Source organism: Lutibacter agarilyticus, from assembly GCF_900188235.1.
Lineage (GTDB): Bacteria > Bacteroidota > Bacteroidia > Flavobacteriales > Flavobacteriaceae > Lutibacter > Lutibacter agarilyticus.
Window position 1 is genome coordinate 170,954 of sequence record NZ_FZNT01000007.1, and the last position, 20,606, is coordinate 191,559.

The following is a 20,606-nucleotide window of genomic DNA, read 5'->3' on the forward strand; positions in this document are numbered from 1 at the left end:
AGAGCAAATTTTATAACAGTTTATTTGAAGTATAAATTGTTTTACCTCTACTTTTTCAGTTTTAAGTGTTTAACTTAAGTGTCATTAAATTAAACTAAATTGGTTTTTTAACTTTTCTTTAACATATGTAAGGTAAATCAATAAAAACAGGTTGTTTAACGTTTTTTTATAGCTTTAAGCTTCTGTGTAAACTTAAATTGTTTATTAAAATTAAATTAAAAGTAAACAAAATGAAATATTTTGCATATATTTGTTGAGCTAAAACTATAATAATATAAACAAAAACAATTTAAAAATGAAAAATCTAAAATCAATTCTTAAAAAACATTCAAATGTTTTCTTTTCAGTTCTTATGATTTCTTTCTCACTTTTTGTAGTGAGTTGTGATGACGATGATGATAATGATATTCCAATGTCTTCAAAAAACATTGTTGAAATAGCAAAATCAGATCCTAACTTTTCAACTTTAGTAAGCGCTATTGTAGCGGCAGAATTAGACGATGTGTTATCTAATGGAGGACCCTTTACAGTATTTGCACCTACAAATGCTGCCTTTGCAAAACTAGATCCAACGACATTAAACAATATAATAAGTAACCCAGTTTTACTTACAGCGCTTTTACAATACCATGTAGTAAGTGGAGAGGTAACTTCATCAGACCTTACTAATGGTCCGGTGGGAACATTATTGTCTGGTCAATCTATAGATGTAGATTTATCAGGTGGTATGGTAACCTTAAACGGAAGTTCAATGGTTACTGCTGCAGATATTGATGCTTCAAACGGAGTTATTCACGTTATTGATGAGGTATTGTTACCTGCTGATTTTGCATCACAAACAATAGTACAAATTGCATCAGGAAGCGATGATTTTAAAATATTGGTAAAAGCTTTATTAAAACCTGAATTGTCTGATTTATTGGCAGCGGCTAGTGATCCTACATCAGATTTAACGGTTTTTGCTCCAACTGATGAAGCTTTTGATGCAACTTTAAAGGCCTTAGGAAAAGAAAGTATTGATGATTTACCAATTGGTTTGTTAAAAGAAATTGTAACCTATCATATTTTAGGAGGTGCTGTAATGTCTAATGAATTAACGAATGGAGATGTACCAACATTATTACCTAATGAAAGTGTAACTGTTGATATTACAGATGGTGTAAAGATTAATGGAACAAAAGTTATCGCAGAAGATATTAAGGCTATAAATGGGGTTGTTCATGTTGTAGAATCTGTTTTATTACCTTCATATGCAGCAACTGCAGTTGGTACAATTTCAGAAGTTATTTTATTCGATCCTAATTACACAATTTTAGTTGCAGCTTTAAAAACAGCTGAATTATTAGAAACTGTTTCAACAACTGATGATCTAACTTTATTCGCTCCAGATAACGCTGCTTTTATCGCCGCAGGAATTACTTCTTTAGATGGTTTAGATAAAGAAGCTTTAACACCAATTTTATTATACCATGTTTTAGGAGCTAAGGTTTTATCAACTCAATTGCCTGAAGATGGAATGGCAACAACGCTAAGTTCAGATCAAATGATGTACTTAGGGTATTTAAATAATGGTGTTGTTTTAATTAACGGTTTAACTAAAATTACAGGTGTTGATATGGAGAAGAGTAACGGAGTTGTACACACTATTGATAGAACGTTAATGCCACCATCAGGAGATGTTGTTGATATTGCAATAGCATTGTCTGATATGGGAGATGATTCAGAATTTACAGTACTAGTTAGTTTACTAGCTTCTGACACTTACAGTGATGTTACAGCAGCTTTAAAAGCAGCAGAAAATGTAACAGTATTTGCTCCAACTGATGCTGCGTTTGGAGAAATATCAGACCTAATTGCTACATTAACGGAAGAGCAAATAAGAACAGTTTTAACTTACCATGCTGCTCCTGCTAGAGTATTTAGTACTGATTTAGTTGAAGGTCAGGTAATAGGAATGTTAAATGGTCAAACACTTAAAATTAAATCTATTATTGATGCTTTAATAGTGATAGAAGACAAAACAGAAGATAATGCAATTTTAAATGAAGTAAACATACACGGAAGCAATGGAGTAATTCACGTAGTAGATAAAGTATTAATCCCTGCTTTATAATATAAATAATAGGTTTAAGTTTGGTTAGATTTGGGTTGGTAACGTTAAGTTACCAACCCAAATCTTTTTATATGAACATCATGGAAGTTTAGGTTAAGAATTTATTTCCTTTAAGGCTTCTTTTAATGAAGCATATTTGAACTCAAATTTAGTAGCTAATATTTTCTCAGCTGAAACTCTAGTTCCTTCTAATAAAATAACAGCAAGTTTTCCTAAGAGTGCTCTAAGTACAAGGCTAGGAACATTTGGAAGACTAATTTTTTTATTTAAGTTCAATGCTATTTTATGAGTAAATTCTTTATTCGTAACATACTCAAGAGCAACTGCATTGTAAATACCGTGTAGCTCATTATTTTCTATGGCGCTTAAATACATATTGCATAAATCGGTTATATGTATCCAAGGCATATATTGTTTGCCACTTCCTAAGGGAGCTCCAACTCCAATTTTTATAGGTTTGCTAATTTTTTCATAAGCGCCTCCATCTTTTGAAAGCACAATCCCAGTTCTTAAAATAACGGTTCTAATATTTATAGCATCAAATTTCATAGATTCTTTTTCCCATAGTTTGCAAGTAGTAGCTAAAAAATCTGTTCCAGCTGCATCGTTTTCAGTGTAAATTTTCTCTGAAGTTACACTTCCATAATATCCAATACCTGAAGCAGCAATAAAACCTTTTAAATTTGGGTTGAATTTCACCACTTTTTCATACAGAAGTTGGGTAGAATTAACACGACTATCAATTAGTTCCTTTTTCCGTTTTTTAGTCCAGCGCTCATCGGCAATTCCAGCGCCCGCTAAATGGATGATATAATCGGCTTGTTCAATTGCTTTTTGTTCAATAAAATCTTTTTCAATATCCCAAAAATACGCATTAGGATTGCCAGAAGTTGATCGGCTTAAAATAGCTATGTTATAGCCTTTGGCTCTTAAAATATTAGAAAGGTGCTTTCCTATTAAGCCTGTTCCTCCAGTAATTAAAATAGTCTCCATTTTTGGTTTTAATTTATTGCGCTCTTTTAGCGCGTTCCCAGTTTACTGATTGTGATTTTTTCATATACCTAAAAAAGCCCAATACAACTGATAAGTTCATGATAAAAAAATAATACGGCACAAACAATGCTTTTATTCTTGTGGATCGGTTTTCTAAGAACCAACCTGTTAAGGCTACAATATAAAATAGAATTTGCAACCAAAATAAAATTGAATACAAACCAAAATCAAAAATTCCTTCATTATAAGCCAATACAAATGAAACAGGAATTAAAAGTACTAAGCAAAGTGGAGTTAGCGTCCATCGTAAAACTCGATGTGAAATATATTGAAACGAAAGTGTGCCATATTTAAAAATATTTAGCAACGAACTTAACCTAACTACAGACTGAATTCCGCCTGCGGAAATTCTAATTTTACGTTTTAATTCTTCATTTACATTTGCTGAAGCTGTTTCAATAGCATATGCTTCAGGATCATATTGAATTGTATAACCGTCTTGTGCTACTCTTAATGAAATGATAAAATCATCCAATAACGTATCTTTTTCAACATGGCGGTATAAATCTGTTCTAATGGCAAATAACTCACCAGCCGCTCCAACTACCGAGTACAATTCAGCATCCCATTTTTTTAAAGCAGATTCGTATTTCCAATACAAGCCTTCACCAGCGCCAGATGCTACATCACTTTCTTTATTTATGATTCTTTTCTCTCCAGAAACACAACCTACTTTTTCATTTCCAAAAAGGTTCACAATGCGTCTAATGGATTCTTTTCCTAAGTTGGTATTGGCATCGCTAAAAACAACAATAGGTGTTTTAACAAACTCCATTCCGCGGTTCATGGCTCCAATTTTTCCATTTCTAGCATCTAAATGATGTACCGTTGTGTTTGGGTATCCTTTTAATAAATCTGGCGTACCATCATCAGAACCATCTGTAACCCAAACAATGTTTAGTTTTTCTTTAGGATAGTCTAATTCTAAAGAGTTTTTCATTTTAGCTTCCACATAATCCTTTTCATTATAGGCTGCTATAAATAATGTAACTTCGGGCTCGTAATTAGGTTCTATTGCTACTTTTTTACCAATGTTTAAAAACCTACGGATTTTAATAATAACATATAATAAAATTCCGTATCCAACGTAGGTGTAAAAAGCTATAAATAATAATATCCAAAAAATGATTTTTAATGCTTCCATAAGGGGTGATTTTAGTTTTTTTATTTCAATGAAGATTCTTGAGACTTTTCGTTGTAAAATTTCTCTAGTATATTTCCAAACTCTACAGCTCTTCCTTCCCAAGAATTTTGTTTAGCAAAAGCAATTCTTTCTTTTATTAATGCATCGTTATCGTTGGTTAGTTCATTTAAAATATGTTCTTTAAATTGCTCTTTTGTATTGGCAACTTGAACGATGTTTTTAAAATCGGTAAGATTGGCAAAAGCAGTCATAACAACCGGAACTCCAACAGCTAGGTATTCATTAATTTTTAACGGATAAATATTTTTATTGACTTCATCCATAATGTATGGAATAATACCTAAGTCGTATTTTGCTAATAATTTAGGAACTTCATTTGCTTTTATTGGATCAAAAAATGAAACATTTGGGTATTTAGATAAGCGCTCAACAATGGTGTTATTTAGTAAGTATCCAGTAAATTCAAAGAGTACATCGGGTAATTCATTAACTGAATGTTCAACCATATCTATGTCAAATCGTTGGTCTAACGTTCCTATGTAGCCTATCTTTTTTGGAGTTGTACTTTTTGAAACTGATTTTTTAGCAAAAGGCACAAATAACTTATAATCAACACCGTTTTTTACAACAAAACTATTGCTATTTAGCTTTTTCTTTTCTGAATTTAAAAAATCGGAAGTAGTAATAATACCGTCAACTTTGCTACAAAATTCTTTTTCAATATTAAAAATTCTAGATTTATGTCTTCTTGTATCCATACCATCATAACAATAGTAAACATTCAAAGATTCATTAAGTTGCCCAATCATAGGAAGTCCGTACATTGGGTTGTAAGCAGTCATAATTATGGTGTTTGAAAGCGAATACTTTTCTATAACCTTCAATAGTTGGCGTTTGTACAAATAGGTGTTAATTCCGAATAAAAATTTAAAAGCAGTTTTGTTTTTTATGAAGTCTATTGGAAGAACTGGTGGCATTACAAGGTGTTTAACAATGGATCCGTTTTCAGTTTTTTCATCAACTATTCTATTTTTAAGACCTAGCATTCTGCCAACTTGAGCTTTTTGCTTGCCTAATAAGCTCATAACAACATCTTTCAACGTAAATGGATACTCAACAAAAAACACGTTATTATGTTCAGCTAGAAGTGATAACAATTGAACGGTAGATTTGGTAAATTCACCATGCCAAGTTGTTTGTGAAATACAAATAATGTTTTTATCTTTTATCATAGAGAATTATTTTTTAGAATGTTCAAGATGAATAAGTTTGTACAGTTTTAAATACTCTTTTGCCATATTTTCCCAAGAAAATAATTTGTTGCGTTCTAAACCTTTTTTACATAGATTTTCTGAATATTCTTTTTCTGAAAGAATTTTAATGATACCCTTTGTAATTTCTTCGGGTTTGTATGGATCGATGATATGTGCAGCATCGCCAGAAACTTCAGGCATTGATGATGTATTTGAAGTGATTACCGGAACGCCACAACCCATAGCTTCTAACATAGGAATACCAAAGCTTTCGCGTAGAGAAGGATATAAGAAAATAGCACATAACGAATAAATTGCTGGCAAATCTGTGTTTATTACATAACCAGTTAAAACAATATGATTGATGAGTTGTTTGTCTCCAATTTCATCCAGTAATTTTTCCAATTCATTGGTGTCGTAATCTAACATGACCAATTTGTAATCAGATTTGCTTTGTTTTAAAAAATCTGAAAAAGCTTTTAAAGTTCCTTTTGTATTTTTTTTAGGATCTGTATTGCCAAGAAAAAAGAAAAATTTATCAGGTAAATTGTATTTTTCTTTTACTCTTTTCAATTCAGCTTCATCTGAAATTGGTTTGAAATGAGTACTTACTCCGTTATAAATAGCCTCCAATCTATGATTATTACTTATATTGAAAAATTCAGCAATTCTACGTTTTTCAAAATGTGAAACAGTTACCACTTTTGTACTTTTTTTAACGATTTTGGGTACCACAAGTTTTCGGTAAACATTACCAAACTTTTGATAGGTACTTGCACTACTTTTCAATATTGTTAAATAACTACTTTCCATGTATATAATGTCATGTAGAATTGTTATTAAAGGAATATCAGTAAAAAATGGCGCAGTATTACTTGTACAATGCAATATTTCACAACCGTATTTTTTGGCAGCCTTAGGTAGTGCAAATTGCTCCCAAGTAGGGTATGGACCACCTTCTAATTCAATAATTTTGAAATTAGGAGTTTCACTTAAAACGGTATCATCTTCATCAGGTTTTACAAAAATATAATATTCATTTTTTGTATCAATTACCTGAAGATTTTTTATCAACTCCAAAGCAACCATATCCATACCATGTTTTTTCTTGCGAAAAAGTCGTTGTCCTTCAATTCCTATTTTCATATCTTTTATTTTTTGAGGTATATATTTAACTAATTATTGTTTTTAGGAAGTTTAAGGTTTAATTCTTTATGTGTTTGAACTATGTTTAGTATGAATGAATTTTTTGTTTGCTCCCTTTATTCGAAGTAATGAAAGAAGCATCGTAAACATTCCTTTTGGTAAACTAGCTACAGCTTTTAATGTTTTCATAGTATAGAAGCTTTTTGGTATTGAAAATAGAAAAGACAAGACGCACGCTGTAGCAACAATAAGCCAACTTATTGAAAAATAGATTTCATTATCTAATAGATAATTACTTAGGATAAAAAGTCCGCCAAAAATAATGACACTTCCTAATAATAATACTCTTGGTGGTTGAATAAATTGAATGGCTTTATCAAAATAATCAACATTTCCTTTAAGGATAAGATCTTTTAAAGCACTCAAAAAGTCCTTTCTGAAATAATGCAATTGAGCAGATAACCAACGTCTTCGCTGATTTCCAAAAACTTCTGCTTTTTGGATTTTTTCGTCATAAACCATTGCATCGTTAAGGTATGCTATCTTATGTCCATCTTTCAACATTTTCAATTCAATTTCTTTATCAAAACCACCTACAGCTTTTACGGTTGACATTAAAGATTTGAAAAAATCGTATTTAAATGCCATTCCTGACCCAATTATTGCTGAAGATAGTCCTAAAACAATGTGCCCTTTTCTAAAAATATGATTGTTAATTTCTTCGCTAACAGCATCTAAAATTGCCCAAGAATTATTTGTGTTTTTAGCTGTTCGGTGTCCTTGCACAGCTATATGTCCTTGTTCAAAAGAGGTATTTATTTTTTTTAAAAAATCAGTTTCCATTAAATTGTCAGCATCTAAAATAACGGCAATATCATATTTGTCAGTCAATGCAGCCATAGCTTTGTTTAATGCTTTGGATTTTGTGCTTTTTTCAAAACTAACTTCAATTAATTTTAGAGGTAGCGATTTTAATTCATTGAGAGTTTCTTCTAAAAAAGAATCCGCAATAATTACTACATCATAAAGATTGGATGGATAGTTTTGTTGTAAGGCAGCATTAGCTACTTCTATAATAACTTCGTCTTCTTTATACCCTGGAATTAGTACGGCAATTTTTTTCAAATCGGCACTTGGTTTATAAGTGCGTTGTTTGTAAAACAGACCTGCAATTGAAAATACAAAAATATACAGAGTTGCTAATCCTATTAGAATTAGAATAATGATTTGAATTGTATTAAATATTAGCATACTAGTATGGTTTTATTGTTGATTGAAATTTAAGCTACTATTCTAAATATATTACTATTTATTTTTCATGGATTTTAATTTATCACGTACTTTTAAAGCATATTTTCTTAAGAAAGGAACGTGTTTGCCACTTTTAAGGTTGTACATAAAAGATTCAGAATCATAAATCATTTCAAAATTTGCAGTACATAAAACGGGCTTTTTGGTCAGTTGATTTATTTGTATGGCTTGGGTTATTTCACTTTCAACAAACAGTACATAAGGTTTAGACATGTAAGCTTTTGCTTTATGCCCTCCGTGATTGTTCGCTTTTTGCCTAGCCTTCATATCAGGTAAATCAAGCATTACAAGGTCATTGTATTTTATGTTATTTGCCTTCAGCCAAATTTCAGTTTCTCTTCGGTATTTTTCTAAACGAGAAGTTACAATTGTACCTATTTTACTGCCTGGAATAAATAATGGTGGTGCGTTTAAAATAAAATCAATATACTTTTCACCGTCATCGTTTTGTTCTGGAAGTGGATCCGGACATAAAACACCATCAATATCAAAACAAGCTTTTTCTAAAGTGGTATGGTTCATAATATTCCATTGGAAATACCTTGGTAATGGTACGACTTCAAAATGATAATCTACCATTTTTTCTTTTCCTGGAATTACAAAAATGGCGCAATATTTTATGTTGAATTTAGATTCTAAATGCTTTAATGTTTCTTTACACTCTGTCATTGCTGAACCAGAAGCTATACTATCATCAACCACTAACACTTTTTTAAAACCATCTCCATCAAAAAATTGACTACGTGCTCCTGCCTTATAAATATGTCCGTTTAAAAATGAGTGTATATCAGTATAAGGTTTGTTAAGATATAATGATAATAAGTTTGCAGGTAACATACCGCTTCTTGGAACTCCAACAATTAAATCGAAATCACGTGGAATAATACTTAATCTTTTAAGTATTATGTTGTTTAGTTCTCTAACGTTTCTATAATTCATAACAGGGAGTTTTAATATTTTATAAATTGTTTTTTTTACTTTTTAACTATTACTATTTTGCGGATTTTGGTTCTGTGTTTTCAGAAGATTTTTCAAGAACATCTGAATTTAAAATAATTGCCATGGATGCGTAAAATAATAATGCGGTTGGCATTTGACCTAAAACGGCGTTTCCATAGGAAGCAACCATAATACCTGCCATTCCTGAAATTAATGCTGCTATTTTATAGTTTAAATAGGGGTCTTTAATTTTAAACATTACTATAAGACTTGCTTTAGCCATAATGTAAAACAAAATAGCTAAATGTAGTAACAAGCCAACAATACCTTGCTCTACCCATATTAAAACATACCAACTATCTGTTGCTACATTAGAAAGAAATGCGTGTGGTAAATAACGCTGTGCTTTGGTACCTCCATGACCAATACCTCCTCCAAATGGTCTTGAGGCTAAATAGTTTTTAAGAATCTTTTGATTATCTAGTCTTACCTGTAAAGAAGCATCATTAGGGTCAAAGGCTGTACGCATTCTCCGTATTTGAGCATTTCCTTGACCAATGGATGTGTATTTAAAGAATATAAAAACAACTATTAAAAAAGCAAAACCTACACTAAGAACTTTTATGTTTTTACTTAGTACAAAATAAGCCATAAAACCTACAATTGGAACAGCTAAAGCACCTCTTGTCCCAGATATTACCATGCCATATATTCCAAAAAGGCCAACGAAAATGAAGAATAATTTATAGAGTAGTTTTTTCTGTGACATGGCGTAAATTAAAAATACAACACCTGTAAATCCTTGGTTTGCTCCAAACTGCCCAGCATCACTGAAGAATGAGAATACTCTTAATTTGCCAAATAAAATATGTGTTTTGTAGCTTCCTTCGTTTAGCCATTCTTGTTCTGCAAAGTCTACACCCATAGTCATTTGCATAATTCCTTTTAATGTACCTAAAATTGAGAAAAAGGCCCATATATAAAAGAAATAATCTAGTTTTTTTTGAGTATTTATAAAGTACAAAGTAAGTGGAACAAACAAAAATGGATAAAAACCAATACCTCTTCCTGAAACCCAAGCTGCTATACTTCTAGCTTCAGGGTTTGCTAATTGAAAAATACTATATCCAAACCATATTGCTACCAGTAAGGTAACATCTTTTTTAGCAGGAGTCCAATCAATTCCAGTTCTAAACTTATTCATAATTAAAGCTAAATAAGTTAAAATGAGTATGCCGTCTATTCCAAAACCTAAAGGAAGTCCTTTTACATACCTTCCTAAGCCGAGTAATATAAAGTTGAGAGCTATAGCTGTGTAAAAACCAATAATAGGGTACTTAAACAGGTAATAAAAATAACCTAGACCACCGAAAATAGCAAGAGATAATCCAATACCAATAATTTTTAATTTAGCTATTATAATTGCAAAAAAGACCACAACAGCAAATAACAACAACATATTTACTGGTTTGGTTAAGTTTTCAGAACCAGAATAGTTATTAAATGGGTTTATGTTGAAGTTTTCGGCCATAGTTAATGATTCTCTTCAATTTTAACAAAGCGTTTATATTTGTTTCCTGTAGCCTTATTAAATAGTGATACATAAAATAGAATTCCGCTGGTAAAAATTTCTTTGAAAGACAAGGATAATTCTTTATTTAAAAAATACATTCCCATCCAAATTCCTATTATTGTAAATAAGATGGAAGCTATTGCTACCATAATTAGAGATTTAAAAATAAATATGGCTATTAAATCTCCTATTACATTGGCAATTAACATAACAAATACTTTTATAGCATTGATGTTAGGCTTGTTTACACTGTCTAAACCAATACCTGTCATTCGGTCTATTGGTAATAGTAATCCGTAAATTGAAAACACGCGAACAATATCAACCACATTAAAACCGGTAATAGGATCCGTTTCTAAATATTGATTTCCTGAAAGGATGAACACAAAAAACTCAGCAAATACAAAGGTGAATAAACTTATAAATACAAATAAGTAGGATAAAGCACCTGAGTACACATAAAACAAACTTTTAACTTCTTCAATTTTATGCTGAACACTTGCTTTAGACATTTTTGGAAAAGCAGTTGCAGCAAAGCTCCGTAAGGGTATTTGTTGTAATTCGGTAAGTTTTAAAGGAATGCTATAAAGTGCTACAGCAGCATTCCCTAGCGGACTTAAACTTAAAATTAATGTATCTACACTTCTTAATAAATTAGTTCCTATAAGTGTAAACGTAGTGTATTTTCCAAAGTGTAATAATGTCTTATTGGTTTCTTTTGTTGCTTTTGTAATTAATTGAATTCCATCCCAGCCTAAAACAACACTCATTAAAGAGGTAACGGCATTAATAATAAGCAGCGCAATTACTAATTGTGTTAGAGTTAAATCTAACATTATAAAATTTATTAGAATAACCAGAAAAAAGAATCCGCTATTTATTGATTTGAGCGCTAAAATTTGGGCGTACTTTCTGTCGGCTTGCAATACAACTAAGGCGTTGTTCCACGGTAAGTTTAAAAAAGCTAATAATGGATACCAAGTGAAAAATATGCTGTAGCCAGAGTTTTGAATGGCTTCATTAAAAAGCGTATTACACAGTATTAAAATCAGTGCTATTAACACGGTGGCTCCTAGACCAATTAAAGCATTAGAGCCTATTAATTTAATTCTAGAAGAACCATCAGCCCCAGATAGATATCTTATTAATCCGGTGTTTGTAATTCCAAATCTAAACATTTCAACAAAAGATCCTGCCGTAACAAATAAAACCCATTCACCAAAAACTTCTAAGGATAAACTTCTGGCTAATAAAGCAAAACCACCAAGGCCTAAAATTGCAATCACAACATTTCCTGTCAATGACAAGAAATTATCTTCGCGTACAATTTTTTTTAGTTTCTTCATTTATGAAACAGTTATATTTCGTTTTTATTGAAAAATTGAAACTTAAATATGGCTTTAATTTTTTTTCTGAAATTACTTCTCTTTTTTGGTAAATCTCCCAGTATAGATTCAGCTTCATTAATATTAGTACCATTCACAATAAAGTTAATTTTTGATTCATCGGTTTCTAATAAATTGCTTAATGCAGTTTGATCTGCTTCTGTCCAGACTCTGTTGGCTCTGCAAATAAGAATGTCTAAACCTGTACGAGACATTAATTCTGAAGGATAATTATTATAAATTAAAGCAGGTAATTCAATAATTACATAATCTGGAGTAAAATCAAGTTTTATGTTGTTTTGTTCAATAATGTCGATATAACTTTTTGCTTGATAAAACTTTTCATCAATTGGAATGGTGTGAAATTCTGAAGGTGCTAAATAACTTGAAACATCTGCTAAAAACGGATTGTTAATGTCTACTCTTGGGTCTGAATATCCTAAAATTTTATTGATGAACGAAAATTTACCTTGTTGTTTTAACGGTTCTTGTTTTCCAGAGAAGTTAAGAAATAGTATTTTTTTTCCTTCCGACTTTAAGGTTTTAGCAATGTTTCCTGCTAGCACCGTTTTTCCTTCTTTTTTTTGCGTACTAAATACAGCAATGGTTTTTACTTTTTCTTCGGAAGCATGTGTGCTGAAAAATTGGAGTATATTTTGGGTAATTATTTCTATCAATCTTTTTTGTACATAGGGCAATTGAATATTTCCAGGGTCTAAAATTAATTTTGGCATCATTCCTAAAGTAGGTAAGCCTAAAATTTTACTAGCTTTTTTTGTGTTTTTTAAAGTTTCATCAAAAAATTCCATCACCAATATGGTAGCCAAAATTAGAATGCCGCCTAAAAATGCCGCTGCAATAATAAGGATTGCTCTTTTAGTTGGGTTTGGAGATAGTGGGTAATACGGAGGGTCAATTGTTTTTAAGTTTGCTGAAAGTTCGTTATCCTGTAATTTTAGTTTAGCTAGATTTAAGCCATGAAGAATTTCTAAATATCCTTGTTCTGATACTGAGATTTCTCGTTCAATTCTTTTTATATTAGCTCCTGCAGGTGCGTATGTGGCATATTGTTCTTCAAATTTTTTGTTCTGTTGATCCATAACTCGAATCTTAGCCTTCAAATTTTCTGCTTCTACTACATTGTTCATCCAATCTGGAAGTACCTTGTTAATAGGTACTCCATCAATAGAGTTTTCATATTTGTATATTTGATTTACACTTTCTTTAATTTCGTTGTTTAAAGCTTCTTGTTTTTGTTTTAGTTTATTTAAAAGTAAAAGCGTTTCCTCGTCAGTACTAGCTCCTGTTTGAGGGTCTAATAAAGCAATTTGATAATTAATGTCGCCTAATTCTCGTTTTTTATCTAAAATCTCATTGTTTTCTAGTTGTATTTGCTGGCGAACTTGTAACTTTTCTTCAAGTCTTTTGGTGGCTGCTTGTGTTCCTGCAAGTTGAGCTTTTTTGTTATTGTAGTCAACTTCCATATCTTCTTTAACTACAGCAACAGCTTTACTTTGTTCGTAATAGTTGATAATTTTGTATGATTTGTTAAACTCCAATAACTTATCTTCAGCTTGTTTTAATGCTGTGCGTGCGTGTGCAAGTTGTTCTTCAAAGTATTTTACTACTGCGTCTGATCTGTTTTCTTTTATGTTTTTGTAGTTTTTGATGCAAACATCATTGTAAATAGCAAGAGTTTGTTGACAAATACCAGGGTCGTTAACGGTATAACTTAATTTTATCAAATCACTACTGTTTATTCTTTGTGCTTTAATGCTTGATAATGCTTTAAGTGAATAATGATCATCATCATCATAATTTAGAATCTCATACACAAAATTATCGTTACTGCTTTTCATTAAGTTTGTTAAATTCTGAACAGTTTTTTCGTAGTTTACACGGTTTATTTCTGGAGGTAATGTAAGATTGATAGATTCATTTGTTTGTAATGAGATTTCTTGAGATAATGTGCTGTTATGATCTGTGGCAATATATTCACTTAAATTTGTTGGGATTTTTAGTTTGAATTCATCATATAGCTTTTTTGAGATGTACTTTGGATTTGCTTCAGGTAACATTAGGTGAAGCGTTAATAACCGTATTGCGACTTCTTCTTGAGTTTCTCTTGAATTAATAATGTTTATTAAATTATCAAAAGCAATATTTGTAGCAAAATAATTAAATGTTTTATCCATTTCTATGGATGATCCGGTGGCAAGACCAGTATATAACATAGTTTCAGATGAATATTCAAAATTTGGTTTACTAGTAAGTATTAAAACCAACAATGCAAGTAAAAAAGGCACTAAAATTAACAGTGCTAAATTTTTCAATATCAATCTTATAAGTTCAATTATCTTCATTCTTCTAATTTGAATTAATTTTATCGAATGTGAAACCAACGGTGTTTTCAAGTAATTTTTTTGCTAAAAAATAATCTGATTTCGCTGTTTCATATTCTACTTCTATTTTAGAAGTTACATCAGAAATACGTGCATATTCTAAAATTGTAATAACTCCATTTCTAAACTCTTTCTCAACCATTTCCATATTCATCCTTGCATTTCCCATGTTTTGAGATTTGATACTTAGTAATTTTTGTTTTAAAATAATAGCTTGATATTGTTTTATAACCAATTCCCGTATTTCATTTTTCATGCTTTCTTCCATGCTTATAGCTTCATCTACTTCTAATTGGGCTTGTTTAATTTGCTGTTTTCTATTTATAATATCAAAAACAGGAAACTTTAAATATAAACCAACCGCATAATTAAATTGTGTAGTTGAGGTAGATAATAGGTTTGGTGTATTTTCTTCTACACTAAATGAGTTGTTGTATAAATTTCCATATTCCGCATCTGTTTGAAAACCAAAGTTGCGTGTCCAGTAATTACGTTCTGTTTTTACCAGTGATTCTCTTCTTTCTACACCTAATCTTCTAAATTCAATAGTTGGGTTGTGTGTAATTGCAGCCTCAATTAAATCTTCAAGAGGAGGTAATAGTATTTCCCTCGGAGTACTTTTTGTTTCACTAGTTTGAGCCGAAGCAATGTTAATATAGCAACAGTTAAAGATGATGAAAAGAATAAATTTAGAAATGTTTCTCATTATGTAATTACTCTAAATATAGTTTTTTTTGTTAAACTGAACTCTTTTGAAAAAGTGCAGGTATTGTTCGTAATATAAGTTTAATGTCGTACCAAAAAGAAAAATTACCATCCTTAAAGTGATCGGCATATTCGTTGTCTAAGCGCTTCCGTTCGTCTTCAGACATGTCGCCACCTTTTCCTCTTAATTCTACTTGCCACAAGCCTGTGATACCTGCAGGGGCTAAAAAACGTTTTGATAAAGTATCTGCTGTAAGTAACTCTGCTTCATAAACTGGTAAAGGTCTGTTTCCAACAATTGACATATCGCCTTTTAGTACATTTATAAGTTGAGGTAATTCATCAATACTTGTGTTTCTAATAAATTTTCCAACTTTGGTAACTCTTGGGTCGTCAACAATTTTAACAAAGGTTGAATCGTTTTTCGCAGCTTCAGATTTTTGATGATTGTGCCAGTAATCACAAATATGGTGTGTGTCTACATACATCATTGGAGAGCAAGATTTTCCTTCAGGTAACTCACTACATCTTGGGCAGGGTTCATCTAATGGATCTTTAGTTTTTACGGCTCCTGTATTGTATTGATTTTTCTCTTTGGCTAGTTTTTTTAACAATTCATCTGAACCTGTTCGCATAGAACGAAGTTTATAAAAGTCGAACGTTTTACGGCCAACTCTTTTGGCAATGTAATACACTTTTCCTTTTGATTCCAATCTAATTGCAATGATAATTAGTAATAGAAAAGGAGAAGCTACTAAAAGTACTGAACCAGCCACAAAAATATCGAATAAGCGTTTGGTGAACGGCATATGGTAGCCATCGCTTTTTTGAACTGGTAGTTCAGTTGGTGTTGTTTTATTTTTGAAGTTGTAAAGAAATTGAATTCTTGTTAATAGGTTTTCTGATAGCTTAGGTGATATTACATAAAAATCATCAACACGTTTCTCGAATGCTAGTTTGAATAAATCAACACTAAACTCTTTAGTTAGTAGGATAAAAGAGGTTGTGTTAAATTCACTGCGTTCACGTACCCAATCAAATAAAAAGAATCCATTACTACCCGTTAAATTATAGTCACAGATAATAGTGGTTGGTTTTTCATTTGAATTAAGAAAGTTTACAGCTGCAAGATTGTTGTTAACAATAGTTAAAGAAATATTTTTTTGCTTATTTAGCAGTTCTAAAGATGCTTCTTCATTCCCAATGTAAAGTATGTTTAAATGTGTACTCATAATTGTTTGTTGGGGTTAGTTTAGTCAATTTTTTTAATAGCTTTTAATCACTCAATTACCATTCTATAGCATAATGAATCGGGAAAAGATTTTTTTTAACCAATTCTTCAAGTTCTTCAGGGTTAAAAGGTTTGGTTAAGTAATCTTGCGCGCCAAGCTTGTAGCATTTGATGCGCTCTTTACTTTCTGCTCTTGCTGATAGCATTAAAAAAGGAGTGTGTTTTGTGAATCCTCTTTTTCTTACGTTTGTTAAAAATTCATAACCATCCATTTTAGACATTTGAATATCGCTGATGATAAGGTCAGGTAGATTTCCTTCTAACCACTCAAGAGCATCAGATCCATTGTTTAGCGAAACAACATCGTAGTCTTGTGAAAGGAAATTCTCAAGCAAAAGGCAAATACTTATTTCGTCATCTACTACTAATATTTTTTTCTTCATGGGTTTGTGTTTTAGTTTAATTAAAAATCTGTATTCATTTTTTCAACAACCATTGTTGTTAAAGACGTTAGTTTTTGTATGCTTGATTCTAATTCGGCTATTTCAAAATCTTTCAATAATAATGCCTCAAGTTGAAGTAATTCTTTTTGTAATTTTTCTACACCAAAATAAGTAAGGGTAGGTTTCACTTTGTGTGTTAATTTTTTAATTGCTGGAAAATCTTTTTCAGAATAAGCTAAATTGATCTCTTTAACAGATTGAGAAACCTCATTCACAAAAACTTTAACCATTTTAGCTACCTGTTCTTGATTGCCACGGCACATTTTATCAATTAAAGTTAAATCGTATGGTTTATCTGCAGGCAGATCTGAGTTAGGGGTAAACTGCATGTTTTTATGTATGAATGGTTAGTTGGAATAAATATACAACATTTGATATAAAAAATTAAGTTTTTAAATTGTTGTTTTGTAAATTAAGTTAGAAAAAGTTATCTTCAAGAAGAAGTATTTTCTAAAATATGATATTTAAATTGAAGTTTTTTTGAAAGGTAGTTACGTTAATTAAATTAGAAGTACTTTTATTTTTAGGCGTGTTTTTAGTCTATATTTTGGAAAAAATCTCTATATTGCAATAGTATTATGATGTTGCATATCATAATAAATTGCTAAAGTCTTTTTAATATTTTATGGCTATTTATACTATTTTTATTGTTGAGGATGATCCTTGGTACGGTGAAATATTGAAACATCATTTAAGTCTAAATCCAGATTATAAAGTGACACTGTTTTCAACAGGAAAAGAATTGCTTTCAAAAATGTGGCCTCAACCCGACTTGATTACCTTAGATTTCTCATTGCCTGATATTACCGGAGATAAACTTTTAAAAAAAATACAAGACATTAACCCAAGCGTTCCCGTTATCATGATTAGTGGCCAGGAAAACGTTTCTGTGGCTGTGAATTTGCTTAAAATGGGAGTTAGTGATTATTTGATAAAAGATGATGCAACAAAAGATTTATTGTGGAATAGTATTTTGCGTATTCGAGAAACACAAACCTTAAAAAAGGAAGTTGAGCATTTGCGCGAAGAATTAGGTCAAAAATATTCTTTTGATAAATCTATTATCGGTCAGAGTGATGTTATGAAGCGTGTTTTTAAAATGATGGAGAAAGCTTTAAAAACAAATATTAATATTTCAATTACAGGCGAAACAGGAACAGGTAAAGAGTTAGTTGCAAAAGCAATTCATTACAATAGCTCCAGAAAAAAAAATAATTTTGTAGCAGTTAATATGGCTGCAATTCCTGAAGGTTTAATTGAGAGTACACTTTTTGGTCATGAAAAAGGTGCTTTTACAGGTGCCATAGCTCGTCAGTTAGGTAAATTTGAAGAAGCTAGTGGAGGAACTTTGTTTTTAGATGAGATTGCTGAATTAGATTTGAGTTTACAATCTAAATTGTTACGTGTACTTCAAGAAAGAGAATTGGTTAGGTTAGGAGGAAACCAGAATATAAAATTAGATGTTCGCTTAATTGTAGCAACGCATAGTAGCCTGGTAGAAGAAGTAAGAAAAGGAAATTTTAGAGAGGATCTTTTTTTTAGAATCATGGGCTTACCTTTAGAATTGCCTCCTTTGCGTGACAGGGAAAATGATATTTTAATTCTTTCAAAACATTTTTTAAATGAGTTCGCTAAAGAAAACAATATGGGAGTCATTCGTTTTTCAAAAGAAGCAAAAGATAAATTAATACAATATTACTTCCCTGGAAATGTAAGAGAACTAAAAGCTATAGTTGAATTGGCTGCGGTTATTTGTGAAAATAATGAAATAACTGAAAATGATATCACCTACACACCAACAAAAAGTGGAGAAGTTTTTTTAACAAAGAAAAAAACATTAAGACAACATACTTGTGATATTGTAAAATATTATTTGAATAAAAATAATAATGATGTAATTGAGACTGCTAAATCTTTAGATATTGGCAAGAGTACTATTTACAAAATGATAAAAGACGGTGAATTAGTTTAAATTTATTTAATTCCATATTTTGGAATAATTTCTAAAAAACGGAAAAAATACGAATGGGTTTTTAATTTAAATTACTGAAATATAAATGATTAGTCGTTATTTTTATTTTGGTATAATTTTAACGGTATGGTTAGATTAATGAACAACCCATTAGTTAAATATTATTACTATGAATACATCACTTTATAAGTTTTCTGAAAACGTTTGGATAAAGCATGAAAAAAGTCAATCATTAGAAGATGATAAGGCTAATTTAGTTTTATGTTTCGGTTCTAAAACGATGCTAGAAATTGATAGCATTTATTCGACAGTTAAATCTAAATTTCCTTCAGCATTAATTTCAATGTGTAGTACAGCTGGAGAAATTTACCAAAATGATGTTTATAGTGATTCCTTAGTGGCAGTTGCAATGAGTTTTGATAAAACAAAAATTGAAGCAAAAACCATCAATATTAAAGATTATAACAATAGTTATCATGCTGGTATTGGCCTCGTTAAAAAAATAGCAAAAGAAAATTTAGCGTATTTAATGGTCTTGTCTGATGGAAGCTTAGTAAACGGAAGTGAACTAGTTAAAGGGTTGTCAACACAAATAAATAAAGATGTTTTAATTACTGGCGGACTAGCTGGTGATGGTGCCGATTTTCAGTCTACACTTTTAGGGTTGAACGAACAACCTAAAGAGGGTGAAATTATTGCTATTGGGTTTTATGGAAATAACTTAACTGTTGAACACGGGTCTCAAGGCGGTTGGGATATTTTTGGCTTAGAAAAAAGAATAACAAAATCTACAGATAATGTATTGTTTGAGTTAGGGGGTCAAAATGCATTGGAGCTTTATAAAAAGTATTTAGGGCCTGAATCAAAAAATTTACCTGGAGCTGCGCTTTTGTATCCTTTGTCAGTAGTTATTCCAGGAGCTAGCAAGCCTATTGTTCGTACCATTTTATCGATTAATGAAGAAGAAAAAAGTATGACATTTGCTGGAGATGTTCCCGTTGGTTCAAAGGTTAGGTTTATGAAATCTAATTTTACTAAATTAACAAATGCTGCATCACAAGCGGCTTCTCAAACTTCACTTAAACGTAAAAATCAACCAGATTTAGCAATATTAATTAGCTGTGTAGGGCGTAAACTTGTTTTAGGTGAAAAAATTGATGAAGAAGTAAAAGCAGTAAGCAAGTCTTTCAATGATGAAACATTATTGGCAGGTTTTTATTCCTATGGTGAAATTTCACCTTTTAATGAAGGAGGAGATTGCCAGTTGCACAATCAAACTATGACAATAACCTCTTTTTATGAGGATTAACTAATAATTTAAAAAAAATAACTATGTACGGTATTGTAAATAAAGCTATTCAAGATCTTATAACTGAAACTTTTGGCGAAGATAAATGGGATGCCGTAAAAGAAAAAAGCGCTGTTGATATAGACTTTTTCTTAAGTAATGAGCCTTATGACGATGATGTGACTTATAAATTGGCTGAAGCTGCAGCAGAAGTATTAGGTATTTCAGTAGGTGATGTTTTGCAAGCGTTTGGTGAATGGTGGGTATTAAAAACAGGTAAAGAAAAATATGGTGGTTTAATGGAGTCTGGAGGGAATAATTTGAAAGAATTTCTCGTAAATCTACCGCTGTTTCATAACCGAATTATGCTGATGTATCCTAAATTAACACCACCCGAATTTAAAGTAAGTAATATTGAAGAAAACTCTATTCATGTGCATTACCACTCTAAACGTGAAGGGTTACAGGAATTTGTTAGAGGTTTAATGAGTGGATTAGGAAAGATGTATGAAGTAGATACCGTTGTAGAATTATTACAAAGTCGCAATGATGGTAGCACTCATGAAATATTCAAAGTAACCTGGTAAA

The 20,606-nt window shown here is 31.1% G+C and carries 17 protein-coding genes; 4 read left to right on the forward strand and 13 right to left on the reverse strand.

All coding sequences use genetic code 11. The annotated features are described in order from the left end of the window. Positions 1 to 295 precede the first annotated feature (295 nt). Positions 296 to 2,113, forward strand: a complete 1,818-nt coding sequence (locus tag CHB67_RS12560; RefSeq protein WP_089382137.1) for a fasciclin domain-containing protein — start codon at positions 296 to 298, stop codon at positions 2,111 to 2,113. A gap of 93 nt (positions 2,114 to 2,206) precedes the next feature. On the opposite strand, the gene CHB67_RS12565 is transcribed toward CHB67_RS12560, so the two are convergent. From CHB67_RS12565 to CHB67_RS12625, 13 genes are all read right to left on the reverse strand, one after another. Then, entirely contained in the window at positions 2,207 to 3,106 is a 900-nt protein-coding gene (locus CHB67_RS12565; protein ID WP_089382138.1) for a TIGR01777 family oxidoreductase, read from the reverse strand. Positions 3,107 to 3,119: 13 nt separating this feature from the next. After that, positions 3,120 to 4,310, reverse strand: a complete 1,191-nt coding sequence (locus CHB67_RS12570; RefSeq protein ID WP_089382139.1) for a glycosyltransferase family 2 protein — start codon at positions 4,308 to 4,310, stop codon at positions 3,120 to 3,122. Between the two features lie 20 nt (positions 4,311 to 4,330). Next, positions 4,331 to 5,542, reverse strand: a complete 1,212-nt coding sequence (locus CHB67_RS12575; protein ID WP_089382140.1) for a glycosyltransferase — start codon at positions 5,540 to 5,542, stop codon at positions 4,331 to 4,333. A gap of 6 nt (positions 5,543 to 5,548) precedes the next feature. After that, complete coding sequence (locus tag CHB67_RS12580; RefSeq protein WP_089382141.1) at positions 5,549 to 6,709, reverse strand: glycosyltransferase family 4 protein; 1,161 nt, start codon at positions 6,707 to 6,709, stop codon at positions 5,549 to 5,551. Positions 6,710 to 6,775: 66 nt separating this feature from the next. Then, complete coding sequence (locus CHB67_RS12585) at positions 6,776 to 7,960, reverse strand: glycosyltransferase (protein WP_089382142.1); 1,185 nt, start codon at positions 7,958 to 7,960, stop codon at positions 6,776 to 6,778. 54 nt (positions 7,961 to 8,014) lie between these two features. Beyond that, positions 8,015 to 8,959 carry a phosphoribosyltransferase family protein gene (locus CHB67_RS12590; RefSeq protein ID WP_089382143.1) on the reverse strand — a complete coding sequence of 315 codons (945 nt, stop codon included), beginning with the start codon at positions 8,957 to 8,959 and terminating at the stop codon, positions 8,015 to 8,017. A 52-nt stretch (positions 8,960 to 9,011) separates the two neighbouring features. Next, on the reverse strand, positions 9,012 to 10,490 hold the full coding sequence (locus tag CHB67_RS12595; RefSeq protein ID WP_089382144.1) for an O-antigen ligase family protein: 1,479 nt from the start codon (positions 10,488 to 10,490) through the stop codon (positions 9,012 to 9,014). 2 nt (positions 10,491 to 10,492) lie between these two features. After that, positions 10,493 to 11,878: a lipopolysaccharide biosynthesis protein gene (locus tag CHB67_RS12600; protein WP_089382145.1), complete on the reverse strand. Its 1,386-nt coding sequence runs from the start codon at positions 11,876 to 11,878 to the stop codon at positions 10,493 to 10,495. Positions 11,879 to 11,889: 11 nt separating this feature from the next. Then, a complete protein-coding gene (locus CHB67_RS12605; protein ID WP_141119721.1) occupies positions 11,890 to 14,280 on the reverse strand; it encodes an exopolysaccharide transport family protein in 2,391 nt (796 codons plus the stop codon). Positions 14,281 to 14,284: 4 nt separating this feature from the next. After that, complete coding sequence (locus CHB67_RS12610; protein WP_089382147.1) at positions 14,285 to 15,025, reverse strand: TolC family protein; 741 nt, start codon at positions 15,023 to 15,025, stop codon at positions 14,285 to 14,287. Positions 15,026 to 15,056: 31 nt separating this feature from the next. Continuing rightward, on the reverse strand, positions 15,057 to 16,256 hold the full coding sequence (locus CHB67_RS17425) for a sugar transferase (RefSeq protein WP_217900270.1): 1,200 nt from the start codon (positions 16,254 to 16,256) through the stop codon (positions 15,057 to 15,059). 55 nt (positions 16,257 to 16,311) lie between these two features. Further along, positions 16,312 to 16,698, reverse strand: coding sequence for a response regulator (locus CHB67_RS12620; protein ID WP_089382148.1), 387 nt, complete (start codon positions 16,696 to 16,698; stop codon positions 16,312 to 16,314). A 20-nt stretch (positions 16,699 to 16,718) separates the two neighbouring features. Then, positions 16,719 to 17,087, reverse strand: coding sequence for an Hpt domain-containing protein (locus tag CHB67_RS12625; RefSeq protein WP_089382149.1), 369 nt, complete (start codon positions 17,085 to 17,087; stop codon positions 16,719 to 16,721). A 296-nt stretch (positions 17,088 to 17,383) separates the two neighbouring features. On the opposite strand from CHB67_RS12625, the gene CHB67_RS12630 reads away from it, so the two are divergent. The 3 genes from CHB67_RS12630 to CHB67_RS12640 all read left to right on the forward strand — a co-directional run bounded on the left by CHB67_RS12630 (position 17,384) and on the right by CHB67_RS12640 (position 20,605). Further along, positions 17,384 to 18,730, forward strand: coding sequence for a sigma-54-dependent transcriptional regulator (locus tag CHB67_RS12630; protein ID WP_089382150.1), 1,347 nt, complete (start codon positions 17,384 to 17,386; stop codon positions 18,728 to 18,730). A gap of 169 nt (positions 18,731 to 18,899) precedes the next feature. Then, a complete protein-coding gene (locus CHB67_RS12635; RefSeq protein WP_089382151.1) occupies positions 18,900 to 20,039 on the forward strand; it encodes an FIST signal transduction protein in 1,140 nt (379 codons plus the stop codon). A gap of 23 nt (positions 20,040 to 20,062) precedes the next feature. After that, on the forward strand, positions 20,063 to 20,605 hold the full coding sequence (locus CHB67_RS12640; protein WP_089382152.1) for a heme NO-binding domain-containing protein: 543 nt from the start codon (positions 20,063 to 20,065) through the stop codon (positions 20,603 to 20,605). Position 20,606: the final 1 nt, after the last annotated feature.